We start from the raw sequence: 12,442 nt of genomic DNA, 5'->3' as shown, positions 1-12,442 counted from the left end.
GAAACGACAAGTTATCCAATGGATGAACTTATGAGAAAAGCTAAAACGTTATACAATGATGGTATGACTTTACAAGATATACACAAAACATTAGTAGATGAAAAAAGAAGACCTTTTTATGTATTTCCAAAGAGCTTAAAAGGTTTATATGCAAGTGGTCGTGTAAAGGGAGTTCAATTCTTACTTGGAAGTTTATTAAGTGTCAACTTAATCTTAGAAGTAAAAGGCGGAGAACTTTTACTTGAAAAGAAAGTGCGTAAAATTCAAAAATGTAGAGAATACATTAAAAATGAGCTTGAAAAAGAATTACCAAAAGTACTTCATATGTTCTATGCTAACGATAAAGATGGAGCTGAAGAATGGATTTCAGATATTAAACAAGCATTTCCTGAAATGGATTTCAAACTGTATCCATTACCAATTTCATTTGCTGTTCATGCAGGTGAAGGTACAATAGCAATTAGTTATTAAAAGGAAAACCCGTGAATAATTCGCGGGTTTTTTTATTATATAAAATCTTAATTACATCAACCTCATATCATAAATAATAATGTATAGATAAAAGGATTTTCTCCTTTTAAAAAAGAAGTATGTATAAACAAAAATTATAATGGTAGTGATATTATGAAAATCGGAAAGTTTGGAGAAAAAAATAATATAAGCATAGATACAATTAGACATTATATGGATCTCGGACTAATTATTCCTGAAAAGAAGGGTGGCCACTATTTTTTTGATGAATATTGTCAAAAAGATGTAGAGCTTATATTAGAGTACAAATGGCTAGGTTTTAGCTTGAATGAAATTAAAGAACTTTTTCTTTATAAAAATTTAGGCCAATCCTTAGATTACGAAAATGATACTTTTTATCAATCTTTATTTAAAGTGAAATATGAAAAAATTGAACAAGAAATAAAAACTTTAGAGGAACGAAAAGACAAATTAAAGGAAGCGTTAAATAATTTATCAATAGCAACTGAAACTTCGAATTCGATTTTAGGGATAGATTTAAAAGTACTTCATTTATTTAAATGTTTTAAGTGTAACGGAAATTTAATTCTTGAAGATGGTATTATCAATAAGAACCAAATTGTTGAGGGAAAGTTAATTTGTAATTGTGGTGAGGAATACGCGATTATTTCCGGGATTTTAACAGCTGGAAAATTATTTGAGGCGTATGAAAGGACATCACTTGAAGAGTCTATTTCAGATTATATCCATGAAACTGATACCACCTTTTTGGAGAATATACAAAGAGGCGGCGAATGGGCAAAAAAGAAATTAATACAGCTAGATTTAAATAACAAGATATTACTTGATTTAGGATCGGGTCTGGGGTTCTTTTTACGAAATGTTTATGAAGAATTACCGGAAGATTGTTTATACATTGCTGTTGATCGAGATTTGAATAAACTTTTACTTTTAAAAGATGTAATTGAAAGAATAAATGTGAAAAGAAATATTGTATTTATCTGTGCCGATTTTCTAAACATACCTATTCAGAGTTATTCTGTTGATATTGTAATTGATCAATCAGGTACAAGTAATTATAGTTTTGAACATGAGGAGTTTTTATTGCACGAATTAAATTCCCTTTTTAAACCCGATTGTTATTTATTAAGTTCATTTATTTTATTTAATAAATTCAGCATAAATAGCCAAATTGCACCTAGACTCCGAGATAATTTTACATCTACAAAAGTTAAGGGGAAAATCCAAAATCTACAGTTTCAATCCATTGATGAAAGAACTTCAAATTATTTGGACCGAGGCGGAAAATACGAGGATTTCTTTGTTCAAGGAGAAGAAATTTATACATATTCGTTTTTCGGAAAAAGATGGGGTTAACCCCATCTTTTTTAATTTTTCTTTTAAAAGTTTTGAATACTAGAATATTGATATTGGGTTGACCCGAGAACTTACACTGTACGTAATACAAAGTTCAGTGGGAGGGAAGAGTTATGGGGAGTTTACGATTACATTTAGAAAATAAAAAAAGCAATCAAGAACTAAGAAATATTTGCCTCTATTCAATTGCGAAAACAGTATCTATATTTGGTAGCTCTATTTATAGTTTCGCATTAGGATTATATGTTTTACAAATAACTGGGTCAGCGTTAAATTTCGCGATTTCGCTCATATTAGGATCTATTCCTATGATTGTTATGAATCCATTTGCCGGCGTAATCGCAGATAAGGTTGATAAAAAGAAACTGGTTGTTTGTATGGATCTACTAAATGGAGGCTTATTAATTGCTGTTTATATAGTAAGCAGCAATTACGGATTAAACTTATTCATTATTTATGCTACTACCTTTCTTATGTCGGTATTTACAACATTTTTTTCAATAGGATTTGAAGCTGCAAAACCAAATATCGTCTCTAAAGAGAGGCTTATGAGTATTAACTCTATAAGTAAAATTATCGATTCTGTATCTTTAATTATCGGTCCTATGTTAGGTGGCATCGTTTTTGCAGTCTTTGATATTAAAACTTTTATAATTATAAACGGTATTTCATTTATTCTTTCGAGCATATCAATACTATTTATTCATTTTCAACTGTTCGAGTTCAACATAAATGAGGCATGTTCAAAAAGAGGAATTAATTTTATTACAGATATAAAAGAGGGGTTTTCTTACTTAATTGAAAAGGAAAGTTTAAAGAATACGTTTAGTATTTTAATTTCACTTAATTTCTTCTTAGGATTTGCTGTAACTGTTCCATTACCATACATTATAAATACGGTTCTAAATCTAAGTTCCAAGCAATTTGGTATCATTCAAGGGACTTTTCCAGTAGGGATAATCGTTGGTGCAATTTTTGTAAAAAAGATAACTGATCGTTTTTCTTACTCTTATCTTTTGAAAAAGCTAAGTTTTATGTTGGCAGTTTTTATGATTATTTCAGGAATTCCAGTTTTATTCAAAAGTTTTGAAGTAAATGATTCTGTATACGTTATTACGTATTGTGTTGTTATGTTCTTTTTAGGGCTTATTATAGCGCTAATTGATATTCCTTTAATTTATTTCATGCAAAAAGAGATTCCGGATAAATATAGGGGAAGAGTGCTTAGTATTGGATTAAGTTTAGGGAAAATGATGCAGCCAATAGCACTCGCAATATCAGGTATATTATTAAACTATATTCCAGCCTATACTATTCCAATTGTAGGAGGAATCTTATATTTAATATTGAATAAGGTTTCTTCAAATCGTTTAATATTAGAAGTTCATTCGAAAGATTATAGTGCTTAGTAGTTTCTTAGATTATTTATAAAATGGGTACTGTCACATTACCATCCAGCTAAGAAAAGCAAATACCCAAAACGAAAAAACAAACTAAATTCCTATGGACAACTATGAAAAGATTAAATTTTCGTTTTGGGGATACTTCGAAATTTTAGGTTGATTGGTATGGATGCACCGCTAAATACATTAAGAAAATTTAACTATTTTGATTGACCTTCCCCTTACAGGAAACAGTATATTTGAAGTAATTAATAACAGGAGGTGATTATTATGCTTTCAATTGGGGAGTTTTCAAAAATATCACATCTCACAATGAAGACGCTGCGCTACTATGATGAAATTGGACTTTTAAAGCCGGATTTCATAGACGCTAAAAATGGCTATCGCTACTATAATATTTCTCAATTAGAAACAGCTTTATTGATTACACGATTAAAAACCTATTTATTTTCACTGGAAGAGATTAAAGATCTTTTAACAAATTGGGAGAATACTGAGTTTCTTAACTCTAAAATGAAAGTCAAACAAGAAAATCTAACACAACAAATAACATTTTATTCTTCTTTATTAAAAAAGTTAACGCTTGATATTCAACAATTAGATGAAGAGGAAAGTATCATGGGTTACTTAAATCATATTGAGATTAATCTTGTAAATCACTTAACCTATAATATATTATCTCAGCGAAAACAAATGAATACCGCTGATTTTTTAACGCATTTTAATGAGTTGTTTAGTAAAATTTCATTTGAAAATTTATTACCTATTGCAAAACCACTTGCTATATTCCATAGTTCAGAATATGTACCTGAAAATTATGATGTAGAAATTGCGATTCCTCTTGCAGAGGCCACAAATAAAACAAAAGTGTTTAATCCCGGCCTTTGCGCAATGGCTACACTTATTGGATCTTACGAAGAATTGCCTTCTATTCATACAAAGCTACATGTTTGGGTTAAAGGAAATAACTATAAACTGAATGGCGCTCCGTTTGAAGTTTATAAAACGAATCCTTATAGCAGACGGGAGGAGAAAAATATCATAGAAGTATATTTTCCCATAAAATGAATAAATAAAGGGGCGTATCACAATGTATGGTATAAACCGGCCAACGATAAAAGAAAAAAACTTGATTTTAGTTGCTGAGATTATCTATTTAATCATCGCGTATTATTTACTTTTCATTACTCATGCCAAATCAGGCGTTTCACTAGGACTTTTTATTGCTTTAATTATTACAGCTTTACGATTAACAGCTATGATGTTTATTTGGTTACCTAGAGGGATTGCATGGCAAGAAGCAATTATGAACAGTATTGCTTTTGGGATTTATTATTTAAGTTTCCCCATTTTAATGATTACTAGTAAACAGGATCCCAACTTAATAGTGCTTGTTATAGGGTGGGTATTGTTTTTAGGAGGGAGTATATTAAACACAGTTTCAGAGTTACTTAGAAAACCTTTTAAAGACAATCCTGCAAATCAAGGTAAGCTATATACAGGCGGTTTATTTAAATATGCAATTCATATTAATTATCTTGGGGATTGCCTTTGGGTATTAGGCTTAGCGCTAATCTCTAACAATATTTATAGTTTGCTAATACCTCTAGGCCTATTCATAGTATTTGTTTTTGACTATATTCCCAAATCTGATGATTACTTACAGAATAAGTACGGAGAACAATTTACAGTATATAAACAGAAAACCAAAAAACTAATACCGTTTATTTGGTAAATTAATTTCATAAATTATAAAAAGCGCAGGATCACCATCCTGCGCTTTTCTATCGTAATTCAGCTGTTTTTCTAATAACAATCTTATCAATATCATCCTCTTCATCACCAATAAATAATCCGCGTTCTTTTAAATATGTTTCAAAGTATAAATCGGCTTCAGCTCGTTCATCGTATGGCTTTACAGATAGAACGAAACCTAATTTATTTTGCTCTTCTAAATGAGAAGTAGAGATGTATGCCGGTACATTATGTCGTAAAAAGAGCTCTTTAACCGGAATGATCATATCTTTCATTAACTTCGTTAACATACCCATTTCAAACTCAAAATTAAAGCGATCTATACTAGATAAATCCGCGAACACTACACCAATAAAACCTGTATTAAATACTTCTTGATATTCTACTTCTTCGTTACCGTAAAAATTCTTTTCAATTAAATAATTTATAAAATAAGAAACACCATCACTTTGTTCAAAAGGTTTTGTTGAAAGAACGAAGCCGATTTTCTTTTGTTTATGTAAATACACACATGACATGTATGCAGCGATATTATGTTCTTTAAATAATGCACTCGTTGCTCCAGATAGACCATCTAATACGTGATGAACAATTTGAAGTTTTTTACGAGCGAAATAATAGGATTTCTTTTGTAACTCCAATGTATCAATAAAGACAGAGCCGATAAAGCCTGTATTTGAAATAATAGGTGTTTGCTTTTTTCTTCCTCTGCGCTTTGCTTGAGTCATTGTTAAAATCATCCCTTCATGTACAATCAAAATAAAAAGAACGTTTGTTCGTATATTTATATTTTACTATTAAAACGCTCTAAAGTAAAGGGTTTTTGATGAAAAAACAACAAAAAAGACACCTGTAAAAGGTGCCTTAAACGCTGTAGGGAAGAGGGTTCATCCCAACTATTTATATTATGATACAGAAACAATCTCTTCTGTATCTTCTACATCTAAATGACAGTCCATAGTACGAACATCTTGATCCTCATGACTTCCGAAATAAATAGTAATTTTCATATGTATCGCTCCTTTATTCTAGGAATACCTAAAATAATTACTAGTAATGTTAATATTTATTATATACCACTTTTTTCATTCCGACAACGTTATATCATTTTTAATTCTTTTAGGGCGCAAAGAGTGATTTATAGAGATATTTTTATAGAAATAGGTACATTTCTTATATGTTATATTTAATACTGAAGGATTCGAATACGAATTTTTATGAAAGGAGCAAAATTAATGAATTATAAACAGTTACTAATAGATAATTTCACATATAAAACCTCATATATTGCGCGGCAGGTACATGGAATGGATGTAAAAGAAACGAAGGATTACATTACTGTCGACTGCGGATTACCTGCAGATACATTTAATATTATTACACTACTAAATAGTAATGTAACGGAAGGGATCGAGAAATTATATAAGGAGGTAGAATGCTATAATCAAAAAAAATTTCCAATGAGTGTTTGGTTTTGGGATGATAAGCAAGAACAGACTATAAAAAGCGAATTAATCAAACTTGGTTTAAAAGAAGCAGAACAGAATATCGCGATGGTAGCAGACTTAAGAAAAATTCATCCAACAATAGACATTCCAGTAGGTTTTACAATACAAAATGCAACATCGCCAGAACAAATACAACAATTTGGCGAAACGTTAGCAGCTTTATTCGGTACATCAACAGAAGGTACTCAAGTTCAAGCATACTATAATCAAATTGCTTCTTTAGATTTATGGAATAGTGATGCCATGAAACTATACTTAGGCCTTTATAAAGGGAAGGTAGTATCTGTTGGCTCTCTAGTTTGTACGGAAGATAGCGTTGGTATTTATGATATAGCGACTAAAGAAGATATGAGAGGAAAAGGATTTGGTTCTATTATGTTCAATTTCCTGCTGCAAGAAGCAAAACAACTAAAAAATAATTATTGCGTATTACAAGCTTCACCTGATGGAAAAAACATTTATAAAAAATCTGGCTTTCAAGCCGCAGGACAAATTACAGTTTTTGAAAATCGACATTTAATTGAATAATTCATCCAAATTAAATCGCTTTAAATATAGGAGTAAACATACCATTATGAAGAAAATATCTATAATTACAATCATCTGTTTCTTTATTGTAATTAGCACTTTTGTTTTTCAGCAAGTAAATGAACAAAAATATACAAAAGCCATTAATCAATCAAATCATATTAAAAATATTGCGCATAGAGGGGCTTCTGCATATGCACCGGAACATACATTAGAAGCGTATCAATTAGGACAGCAATTAAAAGGTGACTATATAGAAATAGATCTCCAAATGACAAAAGACGGACATTTAGTAGCTATGCATGATGAAACATTAAACCGTACAACAAACGGTTCTGATTTTGTAAAAGATCATACATTAGATGAAATAAAACAACTGAATGCAGGTTCTTTTTTCAATAAAAAGTATCCAAAGTTAGCAAAGAAAGAATTTGAAAATGCTAAAGTTCCAACACTAGAAGAAATTATTGAAACGTTTGGACATAATGCTAATTATTATATCGAAACAAAATCACCAGATGAATATCCTGGAATGGAAGAAAATTTATTAGAAATTATAAATCTCTATCAAATAAGTGATAAAGTTATTATCCAATCATTTAGTGAAGAAAGTCTACGAAAGATTCATAGTTTAAATGCCAATATACCGTTAGTACAATTATTATCATATAAAAAAGCAGTTCAATTAACAGATTTAGAAATAAAAAACTATAAAACATACTGCATTGGCCTAGGCATGAACTATAAGTATATTGATGCAGTCTATGTAAAAAACATAAAGAAACATGGCTTAGAAATTCATCCATTTACAGTAGATAATGAAAAAGATATGGAGAAGTTACTAAAATGGGGTGTAGACGGGATGTTTACTAATTATCCGGATCGTTTGCATTCAATATCGTCTTAAAAAAATCATAAATAAAAAGAATCCGAGCATTATGGGATTCTTTTTATTTTCACTTTCTGGTTATCCTTATAATAATAAGATGTTCCATTCTATTTTTACAAAATAAATTAGAAGGTAATTAAACTGTAATTAATTTTACCTTTGTTTTTTATACCTTTTTGATACACTAGATACAAGAGGAATGCCAATTAGGGTAGGTAAGAACCAAAAACATATTGGTGGTAGTAAATTTATAATAGGAATATACATCCCAATGTTCACTAAAAGTGCGGTCACTGCACCAATGTATGAGCCTAACATACCTCTAATATGATGTCCTAGCCAATTTTTCCATCGCTGTTTTCTTGCGAGATATCCGTAAATCGCAAATGAATAGGAGATAATTGCTACATAAAATAAATATGCGATTTTATCCCAATTTAATATGGACAATATAATTGCAGTAATGGTTATAACAACATAGGATGCATGATATATTTCGCCCCATTCTGTATGCTTTCCTTTCTTTTTTTGAGCAAGCATCGCTACGATACCAGTGATTAAGCATATTGTTCCAAATAAAATGTGTATGGTTAAAATCACGTTAAAAATGCTCATAAAAATTCCTCCTTTTTTATTTTTATAGTATTGCAGTATAGGAGAAAAGTTGAAAAACATTGTTAGTTTGGCTTAATATATTGAAATATAGGTACTCTTAGAACAAAACGAAAAGATTAAATTTTTTCTCAAATTTAGTGCGACGAGTATTACGTTAAATGAAGGAGAGACTTTTATGTTTACATCTATCACATACTTACAATCTGGGAACGATAAACAACAAAAAGTTTACGAAGTTATTAATAAACTAAACATAATGGAGGATTTAGCTTTATATAGCCCTGTACTTTGCGGGACAATCCCTATTAGAATTGATACCCTTCATTCTGACTTAGACATTGTAATGGAAGTACATAATTATGATTTTTTTGAACAGGAAATTAGATCATTGTATGGCTCATACGAAGAATTTGAAATAAAAAAGAAAAACATTAAAAATCTCTTAACAATAAAGGTGAATTTTCAATTTGAAGGTTTTGAATTTGAATTATTTGCTCAACCGCAGCCAGTACGTAACCAAAATGCATATAAACATATGATAGTGGAGCACATGCTATTAATGCAGCACCCACACATTAGAGAAGAAGTAATTGAATTAAAAGAACAAGGCGTAAAAACAGAACCGGCTTTTGCACAAGTATTAAAAATTGACGGAGATCCTTATGAAGAACTTATTTTATTAGGACAGGAAATGAGATTGTGGTAAATAAGGTACACAAAAAATCCTCTTTATATAAAAGAGGATTTTTATTATGCCATTAACTTACGAATCAAATTACTTAATATATAAATACCTTGAGCAATTTGTTCAGTGGAAGCATATCCATACGATAAGCGTATACACTGATCCGATTCTTCTTCATAAATACGTCCTGGGTTTAAAAGTACTCCCTTTGATAAGGCCTCTGAAAACAGTTTTTTCATTGGAATGTTAGGTACAACCGTTAGCCATATAAAAAATCCACCACATGGGATATCCCATGTAGCAATATCTGCACAATACTTGTCTAAAGCTTGTAACATCATTCGTCTGCGCTCTTTTAGGTGGATCCTTACGTTCGCAACGTGTTCTTCATAAAAACCTTTACTTAACCATTCCGCAGCAACTCTTTGAGATAAAGAACTCGATCCATAGTCTGTTTGCATTTTTATGTCTGATAATCTATCAATAACTGGCTCTGGTCCGATAATCCAACCAATTCTAAGTCCTGGACTAAGCGTTTTAGAGAGACTACCAATATATAATACATGTCCATGTTTATCCATTGATTTTAACGGAGGTGGAGGTAGTTCATCAATCCATAACTCACGATAAATATCATCTTCAATGATAGGCAATTGTTCTTTTTCGCAAATTTTTAGTATTTCTTTTCGACGCTCTTTGGACATTAATGCACCCGTTGGATTTTGAAAACAAGGAATCGAATATAAAATATTTTTCTTTTGACTATAATTAATTCGTCTTATCAAATCATTAGGAAAAATACCATGATGATCCATCTGTATTCCAGAAAGGTGAATATTAGCCGATTGAAATACATGTAGCGAATATAAGTAAGATGGTTGTTCAAGTAAAACAGTTGATTCTCTATGTAAGAGACCAATTGATATTAATTGTAATGCTTGCAATGCACCAGAGACTATTAATACAGAACTTGGAGATGTATTTATTCCGAATGATTTTACATAATTACTTATCGCTTCACGTAAAGGGAAATATCCTTTTTGTTCCTCGTATCCGAAATAATCTAGCTCCTCACATACGTTTCCCATAATGAATTTCATGGTTTCTAACGGGAAAAGATGAGGTGCAAGTTCTCCTTTACTAAGATGAATGAATTTTTTATTTGCTTCTGCTTCATTAATTTCTCGAACCATTAATTTACTCGGTTTATGAATACCAGCTTTCACATATTCACTCCAATCAGGCGGGGGATTAGTCGCTAATAATGACCATGTATTATTCATTACAATTGTTCCCGCCCCAATTTTCCCTTGAATTAAACCATCTGCCATAAGTTCTTCTAGTGCAGTTATTACAGTACTACGATTGACATGAAATAATTTCGCTAACTGCCGCTGACTAGGAATCTTACTTCCAATTGTCCATTCTCCGTTTTCAATTTTTTCTTTCATATAGTCTATTATTTGTCGATATTTTGGCGGTCTTTTATCGGTAGACATATTAAAAAACTCCCTCATTCATTTTAAAAATACAAAGTGGTTGGTTTTTTCGAGGAATAACTGGTTGAAGACATTGTATCAACTATTAAATATGATGAAAAGAAATAATTGGTAATTAAAAAATGGCTGGTTTATTGGAGAGGGAGAAAAAATATGCAGAATAAAAAATGGAATTCTCGTATTGTATGTGCTCATGCTTTTACAATTCTTATATGGGGGACAGCTTTTCCAGGAATTCGTATGGGCCTTGAAGCTTACACGCCTGAACACCTCACATTGCTACGATTATTAATAGCTTCTTTGATTCTTCTACTGTTTTCGTTTATATACAAATTACGTTTACCTGACTTAAAAGACATTCCAGTAATTTTTATATTTGGCGCTCTAGGATTTACTATTTATCATATTGCACTGAACTACGGTGAAAAGAGTGTAAATGCTGGACCTGCTAGTTTAATTGTATCTGTAACACCTATATTAACTGCAATTCTTGCTTCTGTTTTTTTAAATGAAAAAATGAAATTAAATGGGTGGATCGGTGGTGTAATTAGTTTAGTAGGAATTACTTTTTTATCATTAAATCAAGGAGATTCCATTCAATTGAATAGTGGGGTATTCCTAATATTATTAGCGGCATTTTCAGAAAGCCTATTTTTCGTTTTCCAAAAGTCGTACTTGAAAAAGTATGGTTTCTTGCCATTTACAATATATACAATTTGGTCTGGTACTGTATGTATGCTTATTTTTTTACCTGGGATTTATGAAGAAATCGTAGCAGCTCCTATAGAAATCACTTTGAGCGTTATATATTTAGGTGTGTTTCCGACAGTCCTTCCGTACATTGCATTAGCATATATTACATCCTATGCCGGTGCATCTGAGGCAACAAGCTCTCTATATTTAACACCAGTAACTGCATGCTTTATCGCTTGGGTATGGTTAGGTGAGGTGCCAAGCTTTGTTTCGATAATTGGAGGGATAATTACTATACTTGGAGTTGTGATTGCTCATTTAACATTTAAAAAAGATAATTATAAGCAAATCGAGAGCGAAAAAGTATGGTAAGACTTTTCTGCGAGTAGTTGCAATTTGAAAGTAACAATATTGAACTAATATAGGGGGGTTAATATAGATATAATGGAAAATATCTATATTAAAATGTAATAGTCCAGCATTTGTACGGAATTCAATTATACTGTTAGATGATTACCAGAGTAAGAACTAGTATAATACTAGTTCTTTTTATCGACACACTACTCACTATTAATATTTGCTTAGAATTGTATAGATTTAAATTTTTTCCACATATACATAATTATCTTACCTATGAAAGGGGAACGTTTCTTGAAGAAAGTTTTATTTTTCGGAGACCCAGGTATTGATGATTCATTTGCAATTATGTACGGATTACTACATCCTGAAATTGAAATTGTTGGTATCGTAACTGGATATGGAAATGTTGAACATATACATGCCGCTCATAACGCAGCTTATATTTTACAATTAGCAAACAGACAAGATATTCCTGTAATTAGCGGGGCAACAAAGCCACTTACAAATGAAATTACAACGTATTACCCTGAAATTCATGGGCCAGAAGGATTAGGACCCATACATGTACCGGAAAGTGTGTTATCTATTCCGATATACAATTTTGGTAGTATTGCGGCGATTCTTGTAAAGTATGGAGAAGATTTAACAATTGTCGATGT

The 12,442-nt window shown here is 31.1% G+C and carries 13 protein-coding genes; 10 read left to right on the top strand and 3 right to left on the bottom strand.

The window, feature by feature from the left end:
• From ACP6L7_RS11755 to ACP6L7_RS11735, 5 genes are all read left to right on the top strand, one after another.
• A partial coding sequence (locus ACP6L7_RS11755; protein ID WP_430529239.1) for a DegV family protein occupies nucleotides 1-471 on the top strand: 471 nt, incomplete at its 5' end.
• Nucleotides 472-624: 153 nt separating this feature from the next.
• Nucleotides 625-1,848 carry a methyltransferase domain-containing protein gene (locus tag ACP6L7_RS11750; protein ID WP_097829298.1) on the top strand — a complete coding sequence of 408 codons (1,224 nt, stop codon included), beginning with the start codon at nucleotides 625-627 and terminating at the stop codon, nucleotides 1,846-1,848.
• Between the two features lie 113 nt (nucleotides 1,849-1,961).
• Nucleotides 1,962-3,257 carry an MFS transporter gene (locus ACP6L7_RS11745; protein ID WP_097829297.1) on the top strand — a complete coding sequence of 432 codons (1,296 nt, stop codon included), beginning with the start codon at nucleotides 1,962-1,964 and terminating at the stop codon, nucleotides 3,255-3,257.
• 264 nt (nucleotides 3,258-3,521) lie between these two features.
• Nucleotides 3,522-4,319 (top strand): MerR family transcriptional regulator, encoded by a 798-nt coding sequence (locus ACP6L7_RS11740; RefSeq protein ID WP_097829296.1) that lies wholly within the window; start codon nucleotides 3,522-3,524, stop codon nucleotides 4,317-4,319.
• Nucleotides 4,320-4,341: 22 nt separating this feature from the next.
• Complete coding sequence (locus tag ACP6L7_RS11735) at nucleotides 4,342-4,986, top strand: methyltransferase family protein (RefSeq protein ID WP_097829295.1); 645 nt, start codon at nucleotides 4,342-4,344, stop codon at nucleotides 4,984-4,986.
• A gap of 49 nt (nucleotides 4,987-5,035) precedes the next feature.
• Here ACP6L7_RS11735 and ACP6L7_RS11730 read toward each other — a convergent pair whose 3' ends face one another.
• The gene (locus tag ACP6L7_RS11730; protein ID WP_060751184.1) at nucleotides 5,036-5,734 is read right to left on the bottom strand and encodes a hypothetical protein; all 699 of its coding nucleotides are present in this window, start codon (nucleotides 5,732-5,734) and stop codon (nucleotides 5,036-5,038) included.
• Nucleotides 5,735-6,241: 507 nt separating this feature from the next.
• Here ACP6L7_RS11730 and ACP6L7_RS11725 point away from each other — a divergent pair.
• Both ACP6L7_RS11725 and ACP6L7_RS11720 read left to right on the top strand, forming a co-directional pair.
• Complete coding sequence (locus tag ACP6L7_RS11725) at nucleotides 6,242-7,042, top strand: GNAT family N-acetyltransferase (RefSeq protein ID WP_097829294.1); 801 nt, start codon at nucleotides 6,242-6,244, stop codon at nucleotides 7,040-7,042.
• Nucleotides 7,043-7,088: 46 nt separating this feature from the next.
• Nucleotides 7,089-7,949, top strand: a complete 861-nt coding sequence (locus ACP6L7_RS11720; RefSeq protein ID WP_097829293.1) for a glycerophosphodiester phosphodiesterase — start codon at nucleotides 7,089-7,091, stop codon at nucleotides 7,947-7,949.
• A 135-nt stretch (nucleotides 7,950-8,084) separates the two neighbouring features.
• Here the strand turns inward: ACP6L7_RS11720 and ACP6L7_RS11715 are convergent, their stop codons facing one another.
• Entirely contained in the window at nucleotides 8,085-8,546 is a 462-nt protein-coding gene (locus tag ACP6L7_RS11715) for a DUF2306 domain-containing protein (RefSeq protein ID WP_097829292.1), read from the bottom strand.
• Between the two features lie 175 nt (nucleotides 8,547-8,721).
• Here ACP6L7_RS11715 and ACP6L7_RS11710 point away from each other — a divergent pair, with 175 nt between their 5' ends.
• Nucleotides 8,722-9,252 (top strand): DUF4269 domain-containing protein, encoded by a 531-nt coding sequence (locus ACP6L7_RS11710; protein WP_097829291.1) that lies wholly within the window; start codon nucleotides 8,722-8,724, stop codon nucleotides 9,250-9,252.
• Between the two features lie 44 nt (nucleotides 9,253-9,296).
• Here the strand turns inward: ACP6L7_RS11710 and pdxR are convergent, their stop codons facing one another.
• Nucleotides 9,297-10,730 carry a MocR-like pyridoxine biosynthesis transcription factor PdxR gene (gene pdxR / locus ACP6L7_RS11705; protein ID WP_097829290.1) on the bottom strand — a complete coding sequence of 478 codons (1,434 nt, stop codon included), beginning with the start codon at nucleotides 10,728-10,730 and terminating at the stop codon, nucleotides 9,297-9,299.
• A 153-nt stretch (nucleotides 10,731-10,883) separates the two neighbouring features.
• On the opposite strand from pdxR, the gene ACP6L7_RS11700 reads away from it, so the two are divergent.
• On the top strand, nucleotides 10,884-11,795 hold the full coding sequence (locus ACP6L7_RS11700; RefSeq protein WP_097829289.1) for a DMT family transporter: 912 nt from the start codon (nucleotides 10,884-10,886) through the stop codon (nucleotides 11,793-11,795).
• Between the two features lie 279 nt (nucleotides 11,796-12,074).
• Nucleotides 12,075-12,442: nucleoside hydrolase (locus ACP6L7_RS11695; RefSeq protein ID WP_430529238.1), on the top strand; the 368-nt coding region annotated here is incomplete at its 3' end.

This window comes from Bacillus silvicola, assembly GCF_050524305.1.
Lineage (GTDB): Bacteria > Bacillota > Bacilli > Bacillales > Bacillaceae_G > Bacillus_A > Bacillus_A cereus_AT.
Note: the sequence above shows the minus strand (reverse complement) of the source record. Positions and strands in the feature narration are given on the sequence as shown.